Genomic DNA, 23,465 nt, shown 5'->3' on the forward strand with positions numbered 1-23,465 from the left:
CCGCCATGCCGGCGCATTGGCCTGGCATCTCCTCGCAAGCGGCGCGGCAACCCTTGCGAGTGGACCTCGATGATCACCAGACGCGGTTTTTTACGGCTTGCCGGCGGCTCGCTGCTGGCGACGCTCGCGCTCGGCGGCTACGCCTTCGGCGTCGAGCCGCAGCTGCTGACGCGGGTGCAACGCTATGCGTTGAAACCGCCGGGCTGGCCCGACGACCTTCGGCTGCGCATCGTGGCGCTTGCCGACATACACGCCTGCCGGCCGTGGATGCCGCCGGAACGCATCGCAAAGCTGGTGGCGCGCGCCAACACGCTGGAGCCTGACGTCATCGTGCTGCTCGGCGACTATGTCAGCGGCACCTGGCTGGCGACCGACTGGGTCGATGCCGCCGAATGGGCGCCGGTGCTCGGCCGGCTGAAGGCGCCGCTCGGTGTGCAGGCGGTGCTCGGCAATTACGACTGGTGGGAGGATCTGACCGCCCAGAAGGCCGGACAAGGGCCGACCATCGCACACCGCGCGTTGGAGAAAGCGGGAATCTCGGTGCTCCACAACGATGCGGTCCGGCTGGAGAAGGATGGACAGGCGTTTTGGATCGCCGGCCTCGGCGACCAGCTGGCGCTACGCCCCGGCAAGCGCTGGGGCCGCAAGGGGTTTCACGGCGTGGACGATCTGGACGCAACGCTGGACAAGATCACCGACGGCGCGCCGGCGATCCTGCTGGCGCACGAGCCGGACATCTTTCCGAAAGTGCGGCACCGCATCTCGCTGACGCTGTCGGGTCACACCCATGGCGGCCAGGTGCGGCTGTTCGGCCATGCACCCGTGGTGCCGTCGCGCTTCGGCAACCGCTACGCCTACGGCCACATTGTCGAGGACGGCCGCCACCTGATCGTCTCCGGCGGGCTGGGGTGCAGCATCCTGCCGGTGCGCTTCGGCATGCCGCCGGAAATCCTGCAGATCGATCTCGGCGACGTTTGACCGAGATCAGTCCGGCAAGCTCCGCACCACGTCCAGCACGTCGCTTTCGGCCGCCCGGCGATCGAACTCCTCGACCACCCCGAACGCCCCGCCATAACTCCACATCGACCAGGCGTAGCCGTGCTTTTCGGCATGGGCGATCATGTCGCGATAATAGGCGGCGCGCTCGCTGGCGGGGACGACATACGGCCCGCGATATTCCTGCCGGATCATGCCGAACTCGCCGAACAGGATGCTTTCGGAGCCGACGCCGTGCTTTTTCGCCCAGGCATCGACGGTGGCGAAGGGTTTTTCCATGATGGCCGAGAGCTTTTCCGGCGTGTCGATCGCGGCGACCAGCTCGTCCAGATAGGCCTTCATGCCGGCGCGGCGCGACCATGGCGCCTCTGCGTCGATCGTGCTCTTCACCTTCGCCACCGCCGCCTCCAGCTCGGCGCGCGGCGCGCTGCTTGGCGGATAGGGGATGCCGGTCACGTAGCGGATGAAGTCGCCGGCCCAGGTGGCGCCCTGATGCGTCAGCAGGAAGGGGTCGTAGGAATGGAAGCCCCACATCAGGTTGTCGTCGGGAAAGTCCTTCGGGTCGAGCGCGGCAAGCCCTTCGGCGCTGCTCCAGCAGGCGCCGGTCAGCACCAGCGTCAGCCGCGTGGCCGAGGCGCGCGCCGCCGCGAACAGGCGCTTCAGCCTGTCCGCCCAGATTCCGGCCTCCGCGCCCTCGCAGCCGCTGGTCGGCTCGTTCATCAGCTCCAGCGCGACCAGCGCCGGGTCCTCGCCGGCCAGCGTGCGCGCCATGCGGCGCACCACGTCGAGGTAGCGGTCGAACAGGGCGGGTTCATCGAGGATCTGCTGCGTGCCGATCGACCGGCCACCGCCGGCCGGCACGATGTGCATGTCGACCACCACCTTCAGGCCGGCGGCATTGACCATGCGCGCCGAGTCGCGGACAGAGTCGAACAGGTCCTCGACCAGATGCGCCGACTGCCCGGACAGAAACGGCACGGGGTCGACCGGCATGCGCACGAAGTCGAGACCGGCAGCCCTGAGCGCCTCGAGGTCGGCTGCCTTCAGGAACTTTCGCCATTCCGGATAGGGCAGGATGGCGTCGGGCTCGCTCCAGCGCTGTTCCGGCGGCCAGGTGATCCACAGGTCGAGATTGACGCCGCGCCGGGCCGAGAAGCTCGCGGCCGACCCCGCCTCGGCCCAGGCAAGCAGCAGCATCGCCGCGGCAATGCAGGTCTTGAACATCCCGATCATAAGTGCCATCCGGTTCGCCGCCGCGATTGGTGTCAGCAAGCCGTGCAAAAGGAAAGTGCGATGGGCGATCATGGTGAACAGCTCGCCGCCGGGCTCTCCGGCGTGCTCACCGCGACCGGTCACCGGCTGATGGCGCGCGTCTATTATGCAGACACCGACTTCTCCGGCGTCGTCTACCACGCCCGCTACCTGGAATTCCTGGAGCGCGGCCGCTCGGATTTCCTGCGGCTCGCCGGCGTCCACCACACCGAGCTCGCCGACGGTAAGCATGGCGAGCGCATCATCTGGGTGGTGCGGCGCATGGAGATCGATTTCGTCGCGCCGGCCCGCATCGACGACGTCCTCACCGTCGACACCCGCACCGAGGAGATTTCCGGCGCCCGCATCACCATGGCGCAGACGCTGTCGCGCGGCGGCCAAGTGCTGGTCAGGGCGCGGGTGGAGGCCGCCATCGTCGGCGAGGGCGGCAGGCCGCGCCGCTTCCCGAAGGAATGGCTGCCCGCCTTCATGCCGAAATCGTGATAGCGGGTCGGGGGCTCAGCTCTTCCAGTGATTCATCTCGGCAGCCGAAAATCTCGGCTTCCGCGCCCGGTGCCAGGTGATGCCGCGCTTGACTATGCTGGCCGGCGCTCCGGCCAGCACCACGCCCTCCTCGTCGAAGCGGCCGTTGACGAAGGAGCGTGCGCCGACGACCGAGTCGGCGGGCACGGCCGCGCCCTTGGCGATGATCACCCCGACGCCGATCCAGACGTGATCGCCGATCTCCACGGAGGCAGCCGGGTTCGTCCGCATGCGGGTCTCCCGGTCGATGAGCGAATGGGCGTCGGTGCTGCGGATCTCGATGCTGCGCGAGAGCAAGCACCATTTTCCTATGCGGATGTCGGTTCCCTCAGCGCACAGGATTGTGACGTCGGCAGCGGCCGAATCGTCGCCGAAGACGACGGTCTGCCCGAAGCCCTTGATGAAAATCTTGCCGTTATAGTCGCATCGGGCGCCGATCAGCAGCCTGTTGCCTTGGCCGCCGATGACCACCGATCCGCTGAAGCTCGTCTCATCGGCGATGCGCAGCAGGTTTCCACTCCCGCGGAGCTTCGCCGTGCCATCGAACCGCGAGCCCGCGGCCAGTTCCAGCATGTTCTGCTTGCCGCGGAACTCGATCCTGCCGTTGAACGCCGCGTCCCTGCCGAACTCGACGCGGTTCTCCTCGCCGGCTGCAATGGTATCCCGGCCGCGAACGCGCGCCCGGCCGCGCAGGGAGCGGACCCCGCCGGCGACGAGTCGCCCCCGGCGTCCCATCCTGTTGAACAGGAGGCGGTCGATCGGCCGCCGCAGCCAACCGAGCCATCTTGCAGTTTCCGTGATCCCAAAGAGCATCCACCCCTCCCCATGCGCCGCATGGCCGATACGACGCCACGTCAGGCGCTCCTGTCATAACGCATCCTTAACCTTAACGGCCCATGAAGAAATCGATGACAATCGCGGCGATCCGTGCGCGCCTTGGTTTTACCAAACTTTCCCCCGAAAAGGCCGCATCGGCACATTTCGGGGCAGGCGCGCCTGGTCGCGTCGCGATTAAGCGACGGAATGCTGCCATGGGCGGGCCGGGGGCCGATGCCCGGATACCTTTAGGGATTGTCTGACTATGGAAAACCTCCCTCTCGCCGAGCCGGGCGTGCAGTTGTCGGTTTGGGCACTTTTCTGGCAGGCCGGCTGGGTCGTCAAGCTGGTGATGATCGGCCTGCTGTTCGCCTCGATATGGACCTGGGCGATCATCGTCGACAAGGTCCTGGGCTTCGCGCGCATGCGCCGCTCGCTCGACCGGTTCGAGCAGGTGTTCTGGTCGGGACAGTCGCTCGACGAGCTCTACCGCACGCTGTCGGACCGCAAGCCGACCGGCATGGGCTCGATCTTCGTGGCGGCCATGCGCGAATGGAAGAAGAGCTTCGAGAAGGGCGCGCGCTCGCCGATCGGCCTGCAGAACCGCATCGACAAGGCGATGGACCTGGCGCTGACCCGCGAGATGGAACGGCTCGAGGGCCGGCTCGGCTTTCTCGCCACCATCGGTTCGGCCGGCCCCTTCATCGGCCTGTTCGGCACGGTCATCGGCATCATGACCTCCTTCCAGGCGATCGCCGGCTCGAAGTCGACCAACCTTGCCGTCGTGGCGCCGGGCATCGCCGAGGCGCTGCTCGCCACGGCGATCGGCCTGCTCGCCGCCATCCCCGCCGTCATCGCCTACAACAAGCTGTCGTCCGACGCGGGCAAGCTGGCGGTGCGCATGGAAGGCTTCGCCGACGAGTTCTCGGCCATACTGTCGCGCCAAATCGATGAAAAGATACCGCAGCAGCGGGCAGCCTGAGGACTAGACGATGGGAATGTCTGTAGGCGCAGCGCGGTCGGGTCGCGGCGGACGCGGCCACCGGCGGCGCGGCCGCCATCACGGCCTGATGTCGGAGATCAACGTCACGCCTTTCGTCGACGTGATGCTGGTGTTGCTCATCATCTTCATGGTCGCGGCTCCGCTGCTCACGGTCGGCGTGCCGATCGACCTGCCGGAGACGCAGGCCAAGGCGATGAATGCCGACACGCAGCCGATCACCATCTCGGTGAACCAGGCTGGCGAAATCCACCTGCAGGAGACGGTGATCCCGATCAACGAGGTTGTGCCCAAGCTGCAGGCGATTGCCAAGACCGGCTACGAGGAACGCATCTTCATCCGCGGCGACAAGCTGGCCGACTACGGCACCGTCATGAAGGTGATGGCCGAGATCAGCGCCGCCGGCTTCAAGAACATCGGGCTTGTCAGCCTGCCCGAACAGGGCACCTGATCGGCGATGAAGGCCGGCCTGACAACATCGGTGGTCCTGCATGCGGCCGTGCTCGGCTTCGGCCTGCTGTCGCTGTCGGCGCCGGCGCCGCTCCAGGTCGCCGATGTCGAGGCGCTGCCGGTCGACATCGTGCCGATCGAGGAGATGACGCAGATCCAGCAGGGCGACAAGAAGGCGCCGATGGCCGAGACGCCGGCGCCGATGCCGACCAAGCGGCCGGACATCGTCGCCGACGCCCGGAAGGTGGGCGAGAACGACATCGACACCGACAACCCGCCGACACCGGCGGACAAGCCCAGACCAGTGAAGACGGCGGAGGCGACGGCGCCCGCGCCGAAGCCGGTCGAGAAGCCGAAGACCGAGGACACGCCGAAGCCGCCGGAGGAGCCGAAGCCGGTGCCGGCGACCGAGGTCGCGCCGGTGCCCGCGCCCAGGCAGGAGGTGAAGCCGGAGCCGGTGAAGGAACCTGAGCCGAAGCCGGAACCGGTGAAGCAGCCCGAGCCCAAGCCGGCCGAGAAGCCGCAGGAGACGGCGGCGGCCGAGCCGGTGAAACCCGACGCTGTGGCAGAGGCGATCGCCGAGGAGCAGGAGAAGCCGGCCGAGCAGATGGCGCAGCTGCCCGACAGCGCGCCGCGGCCGGAGGCGCGGCCGCGCCCGGCGCCGGCCGAGACCGCCAAGGCGCCGGAGCGCAAGACCTCCGAGAAGCCGGTGCGGGAAGCCTCCTCGCGGCCGCAGTCGGAGGACACCGGTTCCATCGAGAATCAGGTCGAGGCCCTGCTCAACAAGGAGAAGTCGAAGGGCGGCGGCGCCAAGCGCTCCAACCAGCAGGCCGCACTCGGCGGCGAGCGGACCACCGGCGGCTCGAAACTGTCGCAGAGCGAGATGGACGCCCTGCGCGGACAGGTGCAGCGCTGCTGGAACATTCCGGCCGGCGCGATGGACGGTGGCAATCTGCGCGTCTCGGTGAAATTCAAGCTCGACCCGTCCGGCGCGCTCGAAGGCAGCCCGGAGATCATTTCGGGCGGCGGCTCCAGCGGCGTCGAGAGGGCTGCCGCCGAAGCCGCGCGGCGGGCCGTGGCGCGCTGCTCGCCTTACACGCTGCCCGCCGAGAAATACGAGGCCTGGGCGGACGTCATCGTCAATTTCGATCCCAGTGAGATGTTCTGAGCGTCTGCGGATCTTGAACGAGGTTGAACCGAATGAAGAAATTCCTGGCATCCCTTCTCACGGTCGTGACCGTCGCGGTTGGCTTTGCCGCGATGGCGACGCTGCCGGCACGGGCGCTGGTGGAGATCGATGTCAACAAGGGCGTCGTCGAGCCGCTGCCGATCGCCATCACCGATTTCATCTCGGGCAACGGCATCGGCGCCGAGATATCATCAATCGTGGCCGCCGACCTGCAGCGTTCCGGCCTGTTCGCGCCGATCGACAAAGGTGCCTTCATCGAGAAGATCTCCAATCCGGACGCAGCGCCGCGCTTCGACGACTGGAAGGTCATCAACGCCCAGGCGCTGGTGACGGGGCGCGTCACCGAGGAGGCCGACGGGCGCCTGCGCGCCGAGTTCCGCCTGTGGGACACTTTTGCCGGCCAGCAGCTGGTCGGCGAGCAGTTCTTCTCGTCCAAGACGCATATGCGCCGGGTCGCCCACATCATCGCCGACGCCATCTACGAGCGGCTGACCGGCGAGAAGGGGTATTTCGACACGCGTGTCGTCTTCATCGACGAGTCCGGCTCCAAGAACGACCGCCGCAAGCGCCTCGCCATCATGGACCAGGACGGCGCCAACGTGCGCTATCTGTCGGACGGACGCGCCATGTCGATGACGCCGCGCTTCTCGCCGACGCGGCAGGAAATCACCTACATGTCCTATGAAAGCGGGCAGCCCAAGGTCTACCTGCTGCAGATCGAGACGGGCCAGCGCGAGCTGGTCGGCAATTTCCCGGGCATGACCTTCGCGCCGCGCTTCTCGCCGGACGGGCAGAAGGTGATCATGAGCCTGCTGCGCGAGGACGGCAATTCCAACATCTACACCATGGACCTGCGCAGCCGCACGACGACGCGGCTGACCAATTCCAACGCCATCGACACCTCGCCCTCCTATTCGCCGGACGGCTCCAAGGTGGTGTTCACCTCCGACCGCGGCGGCCAGCCGCAAATCTACGTGATGGGCGCCGACGGCTCCGGCCAGACGCGCGTCTCCTTCGGCGGCGGCAGCTATTCGACGCCGGTGTGGTCGCCGCGCGGCGACCTCATCGCCTTCACCAAGCAGACCGGCGGCGAGTTCCAGATCGGGGTCATGCGCACCGACGGCTCGGGCGAGCGTATCCTGTCCTCCGGCTTCCAGCAGGAGGGCCCGACCTGGGCGCCCAACGGCCGATACATCATGTTCTTCAAGGAAGCGGCCGGCTCCGGCGGCCCGCGCCTCTACTCGATCGACCTGACCGGCCGCAACGAGCAGGCGATCCCGACCTCCAACTACGCGTCCGACCCCGCCTGGTCGCCGCTGCTCGAATAATACGGAAGCTTGCATAAAGTTGAACGAAACGCGGCGAAGTTCCATGGCTTCGCCGCGTTTTCGTCGCATTTCCGCCCAGCCTCCACGCGAGGTCAGGCCTAGGAGGGGCAGGCGGTGGACGGCGTCCTGCTACCAATCGTTAACCATGTCTCTTGAATACCGGTTAACCCAAACGTGGTTACTCGATGTTCAACGCAGCCATTCGAATTTTAAGGAGAGGCGGGATATGCGCCGCATCGCAAAGCTCACCACGAATCCTGTCATGATCGCGCTCGTCGCCGGCCTGGCGCTGGCCGGCTGCGCCAACAAGAAGACGCCGAACAGCGCGGCCGACCTCGGCCTCGGCGGCGCCGGCGCCGCGACCCCGGGCTCGGCGCAGGACTTCACCGTCAATGTCGGCGACCGCATCTTCTTCGACACCGATTCCTCGGCCATCCGCGCCGACGCCCAGCAGACGCTGACGCGCCAGGCCCAGTGGCTCAACCGCTACCGCAACTACGGCATCGTCGTCGAAGGCCACGCCGACGAGCGCGGCACGCGCGAATACAACCTGGCGCTGGGCGCCCGCCGCGCCGCGGCGACGCGCGACTACCTGATTTCGCAGGGCGTCGCCGGAGGCCGCCTGAAGACGATCTCCTACGGCAAGGAGCGGCCGGTCGCGGTCTGCGACGACATCTCCTGCTGGTCGCAGAACCGCCGCGCCGTCACCACGTTGAACGGCGCCGGCAGCTGAGCCGCGGCCCACGCGGTCATCCAATTCGAGCGGCGGCCTTCGGGCCGCCGTTTGTACTTGGAAAACACTGTGGTATGAAAGCCACATGAGCGACGAGCCGGACAGCCTCATTCTTCGACTGCTGCGCGACATGCGCGCCGAAATGGCGACCAAAAGCGACATCGCCGATCTCCGCTCGGAGATGGAGATGCTCCGGGCGGCCTTGCGCTCGGAAGTGAATTCCCTGCGGGCCGACGTCGCCTCCGATATCGCCATGCTGCAGGCGGAGGACAAGAAAACCCGTAAGGAACTGGGCGAGCAGATCTCCGGCCTGCGCCATGCGGTGACGGCCTATCACAGCTCGGTCATCGGCCATGGCGTCCTGATCAGCGAGCTGGAGGCGCGCGTGCGCCGCGTCGAGCTTCACCTCGACCTGCCGTCGACCGAGACGAACTGAGCGGTTCTGGCCATGGGCGGCTGCCTGGTTCATCCGTCACTGAGGCCATTCGCTGGTCCAGTAAAGCCAAACAAAATTTGGCCGAAGTCTGCCGGCCTGATATGGAGCCGAGAAGCGCCCCGGCGTGGAGCGTCAGGTTTGCTCTTCCCGCCGCAGGCGTGACGCCGCAGTTCCACCTTTCCGCGAGACGCCCATGTATTTTCGAACGATCCTCAGCGGCACGCTTGCCGCGATGCTGCTTTCAGCAGCCACCGCTTCGGCGCGCGACGCCGCTCCGGCGATGGCAGATCACGGCATCGCCGTGCAGCGCCCGGCCGCCGGTCTTCCCGGCGTCTTCGGCCAGCCGCGGCAGCAGGAGAGCTTTCAGCTCGCGCAGGCATCCGATCCCCGGGTGGTGGCGCTGGAAGAGCAGATCCGCGCCCTGAACGGCACCGTCGAGGAGCTCAATTTCCAGATCCTCCAGCTGCAGGAGCAACTGCGCAAGATGCAGGAGGACAACGAGTTCCGCTTCCAGGAACTGGAGAAGCGCTCCGACGCGCGCTCCGGCAAGTCCAACCGCACAACCGCCGCCGCCCCGCCGGCGGCGAACGGCGGCAGCGGGCAACCGTCCAGCGTCGAGGACGTCATCGCCGGCGAGGCACCCGGCACCACCAATCCCAATACCGGTGCGCCGGACGGAACGCTGGGGACGATCACCGTCGACAAGGACGGCAACGTCAAGGTGCTCGGGGACAGCGGCCCCGCCAGCGGAACGGCGCCGGCCGCCGGTTCCGGCGCGACCCCGGCGCCGGGCGGCAACGGCTCGATCGTCGCGGCTCTGCCGCCGACGGACGATCCGGAAGAACTCTACCGCAACTCCTACCAGTTCATCCTGTCCGGCGATTATGCGACAGCCGAAACCGGTTTCCGCGATCACATCGAGCGTTTCCCGCAGAACGAGCGCGCCTCCGACGCGCATTTCTGGCTCGGCGAGGCGCTGCTCGGCCAGAAGAAGTATCGCGATGCGGCCGAGACGTTCCTGGCCGCCAGCAAGCAGTATCCCAAGTCCAAGAAGGGGCCCGACATGCTGCTCAAGCTCGGCGTCTCGCTCGTCGGGCTGAAGCAGCGCGACGTCGCCTGCGCCACCTTCGGCGAGGTCGGCAAGCGCTATCCGAACGCCTCGGCCGCGCTCAAGGAGCGCGTCAAGCAGGAACAGGCGCAGGCGGCGTGCTGAGCCCTTCGGGCGACCTTCTTCAAACGCTCTCGACCTGCGGGCTGCAAAGCCGCCCCGCCGTCATCGCCGCGGTGTCCGGAGGCAGCGACTCCACCGCCCTGCTTCTCCTTCTCAAACGCTTTCTCGACCACGCAGCGCCGTCCACGCGCCTCCACGCCGTGACCGTCGACCATGGGCTGCGTCCGGAAGCGGCCGCCGAGGCACAGGCCGTGGCACGGTTATCAGCCGAGCGCGGCATCGATCACCGGATCATGACCTGGAGCGGACCGAAGCCCGGCACGGGCCTCGCCGCGGCGGCGCGCGAGGCGCGCTACGACCTGCTGGCGCGCGCCGCCCGGGATGCCGGCACCGACGTGATTCTGACCGCCCACACCGCCGACGACCAGGCCGAGACGGTGCTGATGCGCCGCCGGCGCGGCGAAGGGCCCGGCCTCGCCGGCATGGCTCCGGAGACGCTGTTCGACGGTTCCGTCTGGATTCTCCGCCCGCTGCTCGGCATCCGACGCGAGACGCTGCGCACCTTCCTGCGCGACGAGGCCGTCGGCTGGGTCGATGATCCCAGCAATACCGACCGGCGGTCGGAGCGCGTGCGCGCGCGGCTGGAGCTGGCCGGCCCGCCGCAAGCCTCCGGCGCTGCCGCGATCGACGGATTGCTGACGCTTGCCCGGCAGGGCGCGACCCGGCGCCGTCACCTGGGATGGGACGCCGCGGACCTCATCCGCCGCCATGTTCGCAAGGCTGGCCCGGGCCTGATGCGGATCGATGCCGCCCTGTTCCGACCTGCCATCGACGATGCCGCCGTGCATACGCTGCGCGCCCTGCTCGCGGTCGTCGGCGGCACGTCGCACCTGCCGGACGAGGGCAGGGTGCGCGCGCTTTGCCTGTGGCTGGCCGCGCCGCCCTGTCGCGCTACTTTGTCGCGGGCGCTGGTGGCGGCGCGGCGCGACGGCGTCTGGCTGTGCCGCGAGGAGCGCGGCCTGCCGGAGCCGCAGCCTGCCCGGGACGGCCTGATCTGGGACGGCCGGTTCCGCATTTCGGCCACCGCCGGGGCCGCTGCGGCGGTCATCGCGCCCGCGAGCGCCGGCGGCAGACAAGTTGAGAACGATGACGGTTTGCCGCCAAGTCTGGCGAGGACGGCAACAGCGGGTTTGCCGATCATTTCATCCGGCGGAAGCCCGGAAATCGGCCATGTCGAGCGGCAGCGCGGCGAGTCCGGAAGCACGCAGGCCGCGCCGGCGGGTTGGACGGCTACATCCGTCCTCGCCCCCTGGGCGCGCTTCCTGCCGTGCTTCGACCTGGACCTCGCGCAGGCTCTCGCCGACGCCGTCGGCGCCCCGCCAGTCCCGGTAGCGCCATCGGCCGGTCACAATGTCACGCCAGCTTAACCGCGTGCGGGGGTTTCGCTTGGCAACATCGACCGCCCTCCCTATGTTACGGGCAATACGCTCTTACTCTGGACGCATGCCCATGACCGGGCATGGACGGGACACTTGATGAATCCGAATTACCGCAACCTCGCTCTGTGGGCGATCATCGCCGTACTGCTGATCGCGCTGTTCAATCTGTTCCAGACGCCGCAGACGCGCGGCGCCTCCACCGAGGTGGCCTATTCGGAATTCCTGGCCGACCTCTCGTCGGGCCGCGTCAAGGCCGTCACCATCGTCGGCGACCGCATCAGCGGCAGCTATACCGACAACGCCGCCGGCTTCCAGACCTACTCGCCGGGCGATCCGACGCTGGTATCGCGGCTGGAGGAGAAGGGCGTCACCATCAATGCCCGCCCGGAAACCGACGGCTCCGGCTCGATCTTCTCGATGCTGCTCGGCTGGCTGCCGATGCTGCTCATCCTCGGCGTCTGGATATTCTTCATGCGTCAGATGCAGTCGGGCTCCGGCCGCGCCATGGGTTTCGGCAAGTCCAAGGCGAAGCTGCTGACCGAGGCGCATGGCCGCGTGACGTTCCAGGACGTCGCCGGCGTCGACGAGGCCAAGCAGGACCTGGAAGAGATCGTCGAATTCTTGCGCGATCCGCAGAAGTTTCAGCGCCTCGGCGGCAAGATCCCGCGCGGCGTGCTGCTGGTCGGCCCCCCCGGCACCGGCAAGACGCTGCTCGCGCGCTCCGTCGCCGGCGAGGCCAACGTGCCGTTCTTCACCATCTCCGGCTCGGACTTCGTCGAGATGTTCGTCGGCGTCGGCGCAAGCCGCGTGCGCGACATGTTCGACCAGGCCAAGAAGAACGCGCCCTGCATCATCTTCATCGACGAGATCGACGCGGTCGGCCGCCATCGCGGCGCCGGCCTGGGCGGCGGCAACGACGAGCGCGAGCAGACGCTGAACCAGCTGCTGGTCGAGATGGACGGCTTCGAGTCCAACGAATCGATCATCCTGATCGCCGCCACCAACCGGCCCGACGTGCTCGACCCGGCGCTGCTCAGGCCCGGCCGCTTCGACCGCCAGGTCGTGGTGCCGAACCCTGACATCAACGGCCGCGAGAAGATACTCAAGGTGCATGTGCGCAACGTGCCGCTGGCGCCGAACGTCGACCTCAAGGTAGTGGCACGCGGCACGCCGGGCTTCTCCGGCGCCGACCTGATGAACCTCGTCAACGAGGCGGCGCTGATGGCGGCGCGGCGAAACAAGCGCCTCGTCACCATGCAGGAGTTCGAGGACGCCAAGGACAAGGTGATGATGGGCGCCGAGCGCCGCTCCACCGCCATGACCCAGGCCGAGAAGGAGCTGACCGCCTATCACGAGGCCGGCCACGCCATCATGGCGCTCAACGTGCCGTCCGCCGATCCGCTGCACAAGGCAACCATCATCCCGCGCGGGCGTGCGCTCGGGATGGTCATGCAGCTGCCCGAGGGCGACCGCTACTCGATGAGCTACAAATACATGGTCTCGCGCCTCGCGATCATGATGGGCGGCCGTGTGGCCGAAGAATTCAAGTTCGGCAAGGAGAACATCACCTCGGGTGCCGCCTCCGACATCGAGCAGGCGACCAAGCTGGCGCGAGCCATGGTCACCCGCTGGGGCTTCTCCGACAAGCTCGGCCACGTCGCCTATGGCGAGAACCAGGAGGAGGTCTTCCTCGGCCACTCCGTCGCCCGCACCCAGAACGTCTCGGAGGAGACCGCGCAGATCATCGACGCCGAGGTTCGCCGGCTGATCGACGAGGCCTATTCCTTCGCCAAGCAGGTGCTGACCAAGAAGAAGAAGGAATGGATCGCCATCGCCGAGGGCTTGCTCGAATACGAGACGCTGTCGGGCGACGAGATCAAGCAGCTGATCGCCGGGCAGAAGCCGTCGCGCGATCTCGGCGACGACACCCCGCCCTCGCGCGGCTCCGCCGTGCCGAAGGCGGGCGCCTCCGGCGGCCGCCGCAAGAAGGGCGGCGAAGAGCCCGAAAGCGGCATGGAGCCCCAGCCGCAGGGCTGAGGATTTTTCCGCGCGAAGAATTCGCCGCGCCGCCAGCGCGGCGAATTCTTTTTGACACGGCCGCTTGCCCAAGGAAACATGCTTTTGACAGGTACAGCGGCAGCATCTGTCCGGGACGGAGAAAGTCTCCGCCATGTTGTTCTGCCCTCCAGATAAAGTTACTATGGCGTTGCGCCTGAATTTGCCGTAATTTTGCCACGGCTCTGCCGCATTCTGCGTGAAAGAATGATCGTGAGGAGTAAGGGGGAGCGATACAATTCCGGGTGGTTTCGAGTGTCCGGCCGATTGCAGGCTTTGACCTCGGAACCTCGTGTCATCAAAGATAAACAAAAGCAGTTTTACGTTTCGTCCATGACGCGGTCATGAGAACGGAGCGGACTTCAAATTGGGGCAAGACGGGTATAAGCCGTCGCATTCAGCCGCGAATGGCCGGAGGAAGTCGAGCATCGGGCAACCGGCAATGACTTCTAAGGGATTCGTAACGTATACTCATATTTTGTGATGCGGCCGAGACGCTCGATTTGTGGCAAGGCTGTGTCGCCTGATTTGTTGGGGACTACCTGATGACAAGAAGATACTTCGGAACGGACGGGATCCGGGGGCGCGCCAACAAACACCCGATGACAGCCGAGGTTGCGATGAAGGTCGGCATGGCCGCCGGCCTCTCCTTCCAGCGCGGCAAGCATCGCCACCGCGTCGTGCTCGGCAAGGACACGCGCCTGTCGGGCTACATGATCGAGAACGCCATGGTCGCGGGTTTCTGCGCGGCGGGCATGGACGTGTTCCTGCTGGGGCCGATCCCCACGCCGGCCGTCGCCATGCTGTCGCGTTCGCTGCGGGCCGACATCGGCGTGATGATCTCCGCCTCGCACAATCCCTATTACGACAACGGCATCAAACTGTTCGGACCGGACGGCTACAAGCTCTCCGACGAGATCGAGATGCGCATCGAGAGCCTGCTCGACAACGACATCGACATCGCGCTCGCCGAGGCTGACGGGCTCGGGCGCGCCAAGCGTGTCGACGGCGTGCACGACCGCTACATCGAGTTCGCCAAGCGCACGCTGCCGCGCTCCATGTCGCTGGCGGGGCTGCGCGTGGTCATCGATTGCGCCAACGGCGCCGGCTACAAGGTGGCCCCCGCTGCGCTGTGGGAACTCGGCGCCGAGGTCTTCACCATCAACAACGAGCCGAACGGCTTCAACATCAACCAGGAATGCGGCTCCACCCATCCCGCCGCCCTGGTGAAGAAGGTTCACGAGGTGCGCGCCGACATTGGCATCGCGCTCGACGGCGACGCCGACCGCATGATCATCGTCGACGAGAACGGCGCCGTCATCGACGGCGATCAGATCATCGCGCTGATCGCCGAGACCTGGCAGCAGAACGGCCGCCTCGCCGGCGGCGGCGTGGTCGCCACGGTGATGTCCAATCTCGGGCTCGAACGCTTCATGACGGAGCTCGGCCTGCAGCTGCACCGCACCCAGGTCGGCGACCGCTACGTGGTCGAGCACATGCGCGCCCACGGCTTCAACGTCGGCGGCGAGCAATCCGGCCACATCGTGCTCTCCGACTTCTCGACCACCGGCGACGGACTGGTCTCGGCGCTGCAGGTGCTGGCCTGCGTCAAGCGCTCGAACAAGCCGGTCAGCGAGCTGTGCCGCAAGTTCGAGCCGGTACCGCAATTGCTCAAGAACGTGCGCGTATCCGGCGGCAAGCCCCTGGAGAACAGCACGGTGCAGGCGGCGATCGAAGAGGCGCGCGGCCGGCTCGGCCAGGCGGGCCGGCTGGTGATCCGTCCCTCCGGGACCGAGCCGCTGATCCGCGTGATGGCCGAGGGCGACGACGACAAGCTTGTCGAGGCCGTGGTCGACGACCTGGTCGGCGTCATTTCGGAGCTTCGCTCGGCCGCGTAGCGGCCATGTGTCGGCGCGCCCGCAGCGCGCCGTCTCTGTCCTGAACCACTCGCTTGCGGGGCCGGCGCGATGAACGCGCGCCGGCCCCGCAGCCGTTTCCGCGAACGAGATGCGCGTCGAATCGAACCCGAATCGTGGTTAAGGAACAGGGTTAAGCGCGCCTTAACCTTTGCCGTTCATTATCCACGATGAGTTCAACCTTGCTCGGGCGCACGCTCGATCCCGAGGGAATCTGGGGTATCGGAAATGGTGAGACTTGGAATGTCAGGCCTCGCGGCCATCCTGGCAAGCAGCGTCGCTGTACCCGCCCTGGCGGCGGACTATATCGAGCCGCCGGTGATCGAGGCGCCTCCGGTGGTCGAGGAGGTCTACGCCGCGCCGGACGTCGGCGGCTGGTACATCCGCGGCGACATCGACTATCACTGGACCAATTTCCGCAACGGCGACTACATCCTCTACGGCGCGCCTGGCCAGCGCGGCAAGTTCGACGACGGCGACCTCAAGGGCGCGATGTCGCTCGGCGCCGGCATCGGCTACCAGGTCAACGACTATTTCCGCGTCGACCTGACGGGCGACTACTTCTTCGACGCCGATTTCGAAGGCAGCACCTCCGGCTTCTGCGCCGGCGTGCCCTGCACCTCGACCGACCGCTCGTCGATGTCGGCGTTCCTGCTTCTGGCCAACGCCTATGTCGATCTCGGCACCTATCACGGCTTCACGCCTTATGTCGGCGCCGGCATCGGCGGCGCCCACATCAAATGGGACAAGCTCGTCAACGACGACGACAACGGCCGCACCGAGCATGACGGCGGCAGCGAATGGCGCTTCGCCTACGCGGCGATGGCCGGCGTGTCCTACTGCCTGACCAACAGGACCAAGCTCGACTTCGGCTATCGCTACTCGCGCATCGAGGGCGGCGACATGTTCGGCTACGCCAACAATGCCGGCCCCGGCTTCGACGACGGTTTCGACGTGCACGAGGTGCGCGGCGGCCTGCGCTACCAGTTCACCGGCAGCAATGGCTGCGAGCCTGCTCCGCAGCCGATCGCCTACGAGCCGCCGCCGGTCTACAAGCAGTAGTCCCGATCGTCCCGCATGCATCGACCGCCCGGCGAAAGCCGGGCGGTTCCGCTTTTGTAGGCCCCCGAGCGAGCTCTGAATCTATCGCGAACTCGGCGTCTCCGCCCACGCACCGGCTGGCGTTCGCTCTCCGACGGTCCCGACGCAACCGATTCCTCGCCGGCCTTGTTTCTTCGACTCCGAGGCCTGGATTCCCGACACTCTCCGCTCGCTTCGCTCGCTCACGAGGTCGAGAATGACGACAGTCATGGGCCGCTTCGGCTGATCACCGGCGGTGGCGATTGTCGGAGGCCTCAGTCAATGTCGTCATTCCCGGCCTCGTGAGCGAGCGAAGCGAGCGGAGAGTGTCGGGAATCCAGGCCTCGGAGATGGCGAAGCCAAAGCCGACGAAGAAGTTCCACGATGGTACGCCGGGCCGAATCCGGGATTGGGAATCCGGCAGTCCCGTGCGAACACCAATCCGCGGCCTGGATGACGTTTCGTTAGGGTTAACCGGCACTTAACCGTTATGGTTAACAATGGTCCCGGTAGCGATCGACAGTTATGCGCCGTCATCGCCAGGGGAGCTATCAGTATGATCCTTGTCAGACGTGTCGTCCTGCTGTTCGCGGCCAGCGCCCTCATGCCGGTTGCCGGTGCCGGGGCGGCGGACTACGAGCCGCCGATCTTCGTAGAGCAGGCCGAGGAATACGTGCCGGTCGAGGTCGGCTCCGGATGGTATCTGCGCGGCGACATCGGCTACATCTTCGACAATAGCTATGACGACACCCAGCTCGCGGTGACCGCCGTCGACGAGTTCGCGCCGTTCGACCCGATCCGCATCCTTTCCTTCGAGGAGGACGACACGCCGGTCTTCGGCAGCGTCGGCTTCGGTTACCACTTCAACGATTTCCTGCGCGCCGACGTGAATCTCGGCCTGCTGCCGCGGGAGAAGTTCAGCACGGGCGGCCGGATCGACGGCATCGATGCTTCCGCGAGCGCCGAGAACACCTACTGGACCGGCATCGCCAACGGCTATATCGACCTCGGCACCTATGCCGGGCTGACGCCTTATGTCGGCGCCGGCGTGGGCGTGCTCTATTCGAAGATCGAGCTGGACGCGCGTCTCGGCGACCTGAGCGCGAGCTATAGCGACCGCGACTACAACTTCCTCTACACGCTGAACGCCGGCGCGTCCTACCAGGTGGCCAAGAACGTCTCGGTCGATGTCGGCTACCAGTATCTGTCCTCCCCCGACGCGCCCTTCGTGAAGATCGGCGATGACGGCGCCGAATACGGCAAGGGCCTCGACTACCATCAGGTCCGGGTGGGCCTGCGCTACGACCTCTGGTGATCAGTCCGGCGATGGTTCCGCCGCCGGCGGCGTCGCTATGGCCTCCAGGATGGCGACTGCCTCGCCAGCCCGGTCGGCCGGGACGAAGAGATGGTCGTGGAAGAAGGCCGAGACCGGGTTGACGCCCATGCCGGCCGCCGCCAGCCGTGCGGTGATCGCCGCCAGGAAGCCGACAGCTTCGAGGGCTGAGTGGATCTCAAGGGTGATCATCCGGCAGGGGAACGTCTCCCGCAGCCCGGCGCCCCGCGCTTCCTCCTCGCGCAGGATCAGCGTGCGGCCCTCCGCCTCGCGAAAGATCATGACCGGATCCGTTCCGGCCGGTATGGGCCTGTCCGCCGGCAGGGTGCAGAAGACGAAAAGGCCGGGCTGCAAGTCCGGACGCATTCCGGAGATCAGGGCGGCAAGGTCGGTCTCGCCGGACATCTTTGGCTTCCCTTCGGATGCGCTGTGCAGGCTGGCGGTGCCAGTCTGGCCGGAATCGTCCGCCGGTCAAGCGCGACGTCTCGCAACCGGCGGCGCGTTGAGGCATTTTCCGTACGGTGTATGGTGATTCCGGGAGGGCGCAACGATGGCGAATGCGCGCAGCCGCAGGGAACTGCAAAAGGCCGAGGTCCGGGCCGAGCTGGTCGAGGCGGCGCACGCCCTGGTCAGGGAGGAAGGCTATGAGGGGTTGACCATCCGCAAGCTGGCGGCCCGCGTGGGCTACGCGCCGATGTCCGTCTACTCCTACTTTCCCGACAAGCACGCCATCCTGTTCGCGCTGGCGCGGGACGCCTTTGCCATCCTCGCAAGGCGCATGGAGCGCGAGGCCCCGGCCGATCCCCTGCAGGCGCTCATCAAGATGATGCGCGAATACGCCGCCTTCGCTTTCGACAACCCCAACGAATACCGCACCGTCTTCACCTCGCGGGATCCTGCCGGCATGCCGCACGAAGATCCCGCCGAGCTGCAGAAGGAAAACCCGGCGCTGCAACTCCTGCTGAAGCGCGTCCAGGCCTGCGTGGACGCCGGTGTGCTGGAAGGGGACGTCTTCGCCATCTCCACCCTGCTGTGGACGTTCGGCCACGGCACCGTGTCGCTGCTGATCAGCTTTCCCGGCTATCCGTTCGGCGAGCGCGACGCCTATGTCGAGCGGACCATCGAGGTGGTGCTGGCGGGCTTGCGCAGCGCCCCCGTCGCGCCGCTCGGCACGGCGTCGCGCTGCTGAGCGAGGCGGCCTTTCGTCTCCCGCCCGGCAGGTTGACCACGAACTTCGTACATGTACGAAACAGCTTGCTTTCCGCATCTCCATTCTGTACATGTACATTATCGCATACATGTACGGACTCCAGAAAGGACGCGGAAATGAAGAAGATCGCGCTTGCAGTCGCTCTCGTGCTGGGTGCGACCGGACCGGTGCTTGCCGGTCCGGCGGGGACCGCCGCCGAAAAGGCGCCCGTGCAGCGTCCCGTCGCGGCCGAGCGGCCGGTGCTCGACCAGACCAGCACGCAGTCGATCGCACCGAAGACCGGAAGCCCGGCGGCGCCCGCCAAACCGCGGGTGCGCTCGGGAATCGAGGTCAATCCCTGGATCGTGCCAGGCTTCCTGTAACCCTGGCCGTTGGCGCTGCCCCTCACCTGCCTCCCGGCTCACGGCGCCGCGCGCGGCGACCGACGTCCGTAGCCGTCCAGCGGCTGGTAGCCGCGGAAATAGTCGATGGTGAAGGTTTTCGGATAGCCCGGCTGGCGGTTGAGCGGGCCGGCGGGAGCGTCGGGCCGCTCATAGATGCCGAGCATGACCTGCATCGGATAGGCGGGCGATTGGGGGATGCGCCTGAGCAGCCGGTCGTCGACGAAGACGTCGACATGGCGCGGCGTCCATTCCGCCGCGTAGATGTGGAATTCGGTGGCGTCGATCGGCACGAAATCGGTGAACCAGGCGTCGGCCAGCGCCGGGTCGCCGGCTGCGTGGACGCCATAGCCGATGCGTGTCGACCGCGTGCCGGCAAAGCCGCCGGAAATCTCGCACACGCAGATGCGGCCGGACCGCTCCGGCCGGTCGCCGAAACCGACCAGCCACAGTCCGACCTGGTTCAGGCGCGATGCCGCGGCCTTGGCGCGCATCTCGAAATAGCCGTAGCGCGGCACGTAGAGGCGCTGCCTGTCCTGCGGCTCGCGCACGCGGCTGTCGGGATTGCACCGCGCCTGCCCGTCGGCGCTGTCCACGGGCCCGGAATAGACGCCCGTCTGCAGCGACGACGCACGCACCGTGCCGTCGAATTCGGGGCACCAGGGCTGCTGCCCGTCGTCGATTTCCAGCACGACGGAACCCTTGGCGAAGCGGTACCGCGCGGCGGCCTGGCGGCGCGAGCTCCAGTGCGGCAAATGGTAGGGCAGCCATTTGCGCCGGTCGAGGGCGGGGCCGTTGAAGGCCTCGGCGAAGTCGAGGCGGTAGCCGGGCCTCAAAACAGGATTCGGCGGCACGCTGCCGGCCGGCCACATTTCCGCGATCATCTGCTTCGCCCCTGCTGTTGCGATGCGGCAAGGACTAGCGCGCGCCGTTCTGCCCGCCAACGGCCGGCGCGGCCGTCTCCTGACAGGCGAGTCAGCAGGCGGTGCGGAAAAACGCTCGGAAAAGGCCCGACGGGCGGGGTTTTTCAGGGTAAAAATGCCTCACTCTCGGGTGAATCCGCAACGGTTTCGGCCGATATTCGGGCGAAAACTGCGCGAACCGCTTCTCGATGTCGACGCATAGCGGATCGGTGTCCTTCGCCATCCCCCGGATCGAACGCGCCGCCGGCAGCCAGAACTGGCCGAAACCGGTGCGCTCGTCATGCGCCGGCCCGAGCACCTTGCCGTCGGTGTTGACGACGATCGGGAAATGCAGGCCGGTGAGCACGCGCAGCCGCTCCAGCATCCAGGCGAGGCTCAGACTGGCCAGCGTGTCGTCCTCGTAGCCGCCGCCGATGTCGGAATGCACGCCGGGAAACCAGATCTGCTCGATCACCTGGCCCGCCGCCTTGCCCTTGCCGTCGGCATCATCCCACAGTTCGGGGGCGAAGGCCTTGCGGTTCTCGTCGATCGACAGCGCCTGCAAGCCGACGGGCACGCGGGTCGACAGCTCGCTGTTGTGGAATTCGTGCTTGTAGGGATTGATGGTGTTCATCATGCCCGGCAGGCCGAGCGCCTTCACGGTGTCGAACACGCCGACGACCGACGGCACGACTTCCTCGGACGCATAGCGGGCCGCGAATGCATCGCCGGCCTTTCTTCGCTCGTGCTCGTCCTTGATCTTGTAGGCCGCGACCGCCTCCTGGGCGATGGCGCGCCGCCGCTCGGCACCGGCTCCGGTCTTGTCACTGGAGATGGGGGCGCCTCGATCCGTAGCGGCGACGCCGCAGACCGCCAGGACGCCGCCGAGGCAGCGCACCGTGTAGGCGCCGCGGCTGAAGCCGAACAGCCCGATCCTGGCGCCGGGCCGCCAATCCTTCATCAGCGCCTCGTAGCAATCGACGATATTGGCGGTGATGCCCCAGCCGGTCGCCTTGCTCCACAGATTGCGGCAGGTGCGCGTCCAGTCCCATTCGCCCTTTTCCGGCGCGCCGAGCCCGGCATCGTAGAAAGTCTTGATACCCGGCTGCCCGTCGATCGCCGAATACATCTGGAAGATGTTCGTATTCTTGATCTTCTCCCCTTCGAGCTCCTGGACCTCGTCAGCGCGGACGCCGCGCTGCCCGGTGCCGTCGGAGAAGATCAGTACCCACTCATCCTGCACCCCAGACATCTTTTCCTCCGCATGATAGACGGAAAGCTTCTTCTGGGCCTCTCTGAGAGATAATCATATGAATCCAGCAAGCATTCAAGATGCTGCAGGCATGGGGATTGATTAATTCTTGTACTTTCCGTTCTAAATAGCAAGAGGCCTTCAATTAAGTTCGAAGATTAAGTGAAATTTTGGTGTTCTTACAAACAAAAAAGACCGGGGAAAGTCCCCGGCCTTGCTTGAATCGGGCAGATAGGCCCGGTTATTCCGCCGCGACGATCTTGCCGCCTTCCCACTTGAACAGCGAGAAGCTCGGCGAGCTGAGATCCCCGCTCTCGCCATAGGTCAGCTTGCCGATGGCCGTCTGCACCGGCTCGCCAGACTTCAGCGCGGTGGCCACCGCAGCCGGATCGTCGGCCTTGCCCGCCTTCTCGATGCCGGCCTTGATCACCTCGACCGCCGCATAGGCGTTCAGCGTGAAGGCCTCCGGCGGAATCCCCTTTTCGTTCAGTACTTTCACGGCTTCGGCCGAATCCGGGTTCTGCAGCGCGTCGGTGGCGTTGGTGAAGAGCGTGCCGGCGGCGGCCTCGTTGCCGATCGCCCAGTATTCCGTGTTGGACAGGCCCTCGCCGCCGATGATCAGCGCCTTGACGCCGACATCCTGGAGCTGGCGGGCGAGCAGGCCGCCCTCGGGATGATAGCCGCCGAAATAGATGACCTCGACATTGTCGGCCTTGAGGCGGGTGACCAGCGCCGACAGGTCCTTCTCGCCCGGCGTCAGCGAATTATAGGCCACCTCGGTGAGGCCGCCGGCGTTGATCGCCGCCTTGAAGGCGTTGGCCAGGCCCATGCCGTAGGTGCCCTTGTCGTGGATGATGGCCACGCGCTTGTCCTTCAGGTTCTTCAGGACATGGGCAGCGGCGACTTCGGCCTGCTGGTCGTCGCGGCCGCAGGTGCGCAGCACGTTGGTCAGGCCGCGCGCCGTCAGGTCGGGGGCGGTCGCGGTCGGCGTCACCATCAGGATGCCGTTCTCGGCGAAGACGTCGGAGGCCGGAATGGCGACGCCGGAGGTCACCGGGCCGACCACATACTGCACGCCTTCGCCGACCAGCTGGTTGGCGGCCGACACGCCCTGCTTGGGATCGCCGGCATCGTCGGCGAGCTTGATCACCACCTGCTCGCCCGCGATGCCGCCATTCTTGTTGATGGCCTCGACCGCGGCCTCGGCGCCGTTCTTGACCTGCTCGCCATAGGCGGCGACCGGGCCGGTGAGCGGGGCGACGACGCCGATCACGATATCGGCCCAGGCAAGCGGCGCGTGGGCCAGCAGGGCGGCGAGTGCGACGCCCGCGAAAAGTTTCTTGTTCATGGCTCTTTCCTCACAAGACTGGAGTAGAAGCCCGGCACATGATGCATGGGAGCCGACCCGCCAATCGGCCAGCCGGCGGGTTTCGATTGTCACGGCTCAGTGCAGGGCGATCTCGCCCTTGACATTGCGCCACTCGTTGGGCGCGATCAGCCGCCGATGCGTATAGGCCACCGAGTGCAGCGGCCCGTCGAGCTTCTTCGTCCAGAAATCGAGGAACCTGAACAGGATCGGGAATTTCGGGGCAAGATCGTAGTCCTGCCAGACATAGGTCTGCAGCAGGTGCGGGTGGTCGGGATAGCGGTACAGGATCTCGGCGGTCGTCAGCCCGTAGCCCTGCAGCATCAGCTCCATTTCGGGTGTCGTTCGCATGGCAGTCCTCTTCAGAGCGCCGGACAATCGTCCTGAGGAAAATTGTGCGACGCAATCGTTGCCTGTACGTTAACGATGTTACCCGGCTGTCATGGTTCCGTCATCAAAAACAACGTCTTAGCAGCCGATGCGAGCGAGTGCTGACAGGTGCGGCGCATCTCCCCGATGACGCGCTGCGGCATCCCGCCGCGCGGGCCGAACGTCTAATGTTGTGGTTCCCGGCGAATTGATAATAAATGCCGCCCGAAAACCGCATCGCCGGTCCGGA

23 protein-coding genes are annotated in these 23,465 nt (G+C 66.5%); 16 read left to right on the forward strand and 7 right to left on the reverse strand.

Going from position 1 to position 23,465, the window contains the following annotated elements:
- The first annotated feature begins 69 nt into the window (after positions 1-69).
- The gene (locus tag AC5JDC_RS07535) at positions 70-978 is read left to right on the forward strand and encodes a metallophosphoesterase (RefSeq protein ID WP_495840515.1); all 909 of its coding nucleotides are present in this window, start codon (positions 70-72) and stop codon (positions 976-978) included.
- A 6-nt stretch (positions 979-984) separates the two neighbouring features.
- Here the strand turns inward: AC5JDC_RS07535 and AC5JDC_RS07540 are convergent, their stop codons facing one another.
- Positions 985-2,238, reverse strand: coding sequence for a glycoside hydrolase family 5 protein (locus AC5JDC_RS07540; protein WP_495840517.1), 1,254 nt, complete (start codon positions 2,236-2,238; stop codon positions 985-987).
- A gap of 51 nt (positions 2,239-2,289) precedes the next feature.
- On the opposite strand from AC5JDC_RS07540, the gene ybgC reads away from it, so the two are divergent.
- A complete protein-coding gene (gene ybgC / locus AC5JDC_RS07545; protein WP_495840519.1) occupies positions 2,290-2,751 on the forward strand; it encodes a tol-pal system-associated acyl-CoA thioesterase in 462 nt (153 codons plus the stop codon).
- Positions 2,752-2,766: 15 nt separating this feature from the next.
- On the opposite strand, the gene AC5JDC_RS07550 is transcribed toward ybgC, so the two are convergent.
- The gene (locus AC5JDC_RS07550) at positions 2,767-3,603 is read right to left on the reverse strand and encodes an acyltransferase (RefSeq protein ID WP_495840521.1); all 837 of its coding nucleotides are present in this window, start codon (positions 3,601-3,603) and stop codon (positions 2,767-2,769) included.
- Positions 3,604-3,871: 268 nt separating this feature from the next.
- Between AC5JDC_RS07550 and tolQ the strand changes: the two genes are divergently transcribed.
- The 12 genes from tolQ (at position 3,872) to AC5JDC_RS07610 (ending at position 17,718) form a co-directional block, all read left to right on the forward strand.
- Positions 3,872-4,588 carry a protein TolQ gene (gene tolQ / locus AC5JDC_RS07555; protein WP_106773726.1) on the forward strand — a complete coding sequence of 239 codons (717 nt, stop codon included), beginning with the start codon at positions 3,872-3,874 and terminating at the stop codon, positions 4,586-4,588.
- Between the two features lie 10 nt (positions 4,589-4,598).
- Positions 4,599-5,057 carry a protein TolR gene (gene tolR / locus AC5JDC_RS07560; RefSeq protein WP_106773727.1) on the forward strand — a complete coding sequence of 153 codons (459 nt, stop codon included), beginning with the start codon at positions 4,599-4,601 and terminating at the stop codon, positions 5,055-5,057.
- Between the two features lie 6 nt (positions 5,058-5,063).
- Positions 5,064-6,224, forward strand: a complete 1,161-nt coding sequence (gene tolA / locus AC5JDC_RS07565) for a cell envelope integrity protein TolA (RefSeq protein WP_495840524.1) — start codon at positions 5,064-5,066, stop codon at positions 6,222-6,224.
- Positions 6,225-6,256: 32 nt separating this feature from the next.
- Positions 6,257-7,573 (forward strand): Tol-Pal system beta propeller repeat protein TolB, encoded by a 1,317-nt coding sequence (gene tolB, locus AC5JDC_RS07570; protein WP_106773729.1) that lies wholly within the window; start codon positions 6,257-6,259, stop codon positions 7,571-7,573.
- 226 nt (positions 7,574-7,799) lie between these two features.
- On the forward strand, positions 7,800-8,306 hold the full coding sequence (pal, locus tag AC5JDC_RS07575; protein WP_106773730.1) for a peptidoglycan-associated lipoprotein Pal: 507 nt from the start codon (positions 7,800-7,802) through the stop codon (positions 8,304-8,306).
- Between the two features lie 85 nt (positions 8,307-8,391).
- Positions 8,392-8,742: a hypothetical protein gene (locus AC5JDC_RS07580; RefSeq protein WP_495840527.1), complete on the forward strand. Its 351-nt coding sequence runs from the start codon at positions 8,392-8,394 to the stop codon at positions 8,740-8,742.
- Between the two features lie 193 nt (positions 8,743-8,935).
- Positions 8,936-9,955: a tol-pal system protein YbgF gene (gene ybgF / locus AC5JDC_RS07585; protein ID WP_495840529.1), complete on the forward strand. Its 1,020-nt coding sequence runs from the start codon at positions 8,936-8,938 to the stop codon at positions 9,953-9,955.
- Complete coding sequence (gene tilS / locus AC5JDC_RS07590; protein WP_495840531.1) at positions 9,949-11,340, forward strand: tRNA lysidine(34) synthetase TilS; 1,392 nt, start codon at positions 9,949-9,951, stop codon at positions 11,338-11,340. Before ybgF ends, tilS begins: the two co-directional genes overlap by 7 nt.
- 108 nt (positions 11,341-11,448) lie before the next feature.
- Positions 11,449-13,389, forward strand: coding sequence for an ATP-dependent zinc metalloprotease FtsH (ftsH, locus tag AC5JDC_RS07595; protein ID WP_106773733.1), 1,941 nt, complete (start codon positions 11,449-11,451; stop codon positions 13,387-13,389).
- Positions 13,390-13,952: 563 nt separating this feature from the next.
- The gene (gene glmM / locus AC5JDC_RS07600; protein ID WP_106773734.1) at positions 13,953-15,305 is read left to right on the forward strand and encodes a phosphoglucosamine mutase; all 1,353 of its coding nucleotides are present in this window, start codon (positions 13,953-13,955) and stop codon (positions 15,303-15,305) included.
- 261 nt (positions 15,306-15,566) lie between these two features.
- Positions 15,567-16,385 (forward strand): outer membrane protein, encoded by an 819-nt coding sequence (locus AC5JDC_RS07605; protein ID WP_495840534.1) that lies wholly within the window; start codon positions 15,567-15,569, stop codon positions 16,383-16,385.
- A gap of 574 nt (positions 16,386-16,959) precedes the next feature.
- Positions 16,960-17,718 (forward strand): outer membrane protein, encoded by a 759-nt coding sequence (locus tag AC5JDC_RS07610; protein WP_495840536.1) that lies wholly within the window; start codon positions 16,960-16,962, stop codon positions 17,716-17,718.
- On the opposite strand, the gene AC5JDC_RS07615 is transcribed toward AC5JDC_RS07610, so the two are convergent.
- Entirely contained in the window at positions 17,719-18,141 is a 423-nt protein-coding gene (locus AC5JDC_RS07615; RefSeq protein WP_495840538.1) for an ACT domain-containing protein, read from the reverse strand.
- A gap of 145 nt (positions 18,142-18,286) precedes the next feature.
- On the opposite strand from AC5JDC_RS07615, the gene AC5JDC_RS07620 reads away from it, so the two are divergent.
- A complete protein-coding gene (locus AC5JDC_RS07620; protein ID WP_495840540.1) occupies positions 18,287-18,925 on the forward strand; it encodes a TetR/AcrR family transcriptional regulator in 639 nt (212 codons plus the stop codon).
- Positions 18,926-19,062: 137 nt separating this feature from the next.
- A complete protein-coding gene (locus AC5JDC_RS07625) occupies positions 19,063-19,308 on the forward strand; it encodes a hypothetical protein (RefSeq protein WP_495840542.1) in 246 nt (81 codons plus the stop codon).
- Positions 19,309-19,346: 38 nt separating this feature from the next.
- Here the strand turns inward: AC5JDC_RS07625 and AC5JDC_RS07630 are convergent, their stop codons facing one another.
- The 4 genes from AC5JDC_RS07630 to AC5JDC_RS07645 form a co-directional block, all read right to left on the reverse strand.
- Complete coding sequence (locus AC5JDC_RS07630) at positions 19,347-20,210, reverse strand: glycoside hydrolase family 16 protein (RefSeq protein ID WP_495840544.1); 864 nt, start codon at positions 20,208-20,210, stop codon at positions 19,347-19,349.
- Between the two features lie 91 nt (positions 20,211-20,301).
- Complete coding sequence (locus AC5JDC_RS07635; RefSeq protein ID WP_495840546.1) at positions 20,302-21,480, reverse strand: T6SS phospholipase effector Tle1-like catalytic domain-containing protein; 1,179 nt, start codon at positions 21,478-21,480, stop codon at positions 20,302-20,304.
- 241 nt (positions 21,481-21,721) lie between these two features.
- Positions 21,722-22,828 carry a branched-chain amino acid ABC transporter substrate-binding protein gene (locus tag AC5JDC_RS07640; protein ID WP_495840548.1) on the reverse strand — a complete coding sequence of 369 codons (1,107 nt, stop codon included), beginning with the start codon at positions 22,826-22,828 and terminating at the stop codon, positions 21,722-21,724.
- Between the two features lie 96 nt (positions 22,829-22,924).
- The gene (locus AC5JDC_RS07645; RefSeq protein ID WP_106773744.1) at positions 22,925-23,197 is read right to left on the reverse strand and encodes an usg protein; all 273 of its coding nucleotides are present in this window, start codon (positions 23,195-23,197) and stop codon (positions 22,925-22,927) included.
- Between the last annotated feature and the right edge of the window lie 268 nt (positions 23,198-23,465).

The organism is Kumtagia sp., assembly GCF_059502445.1.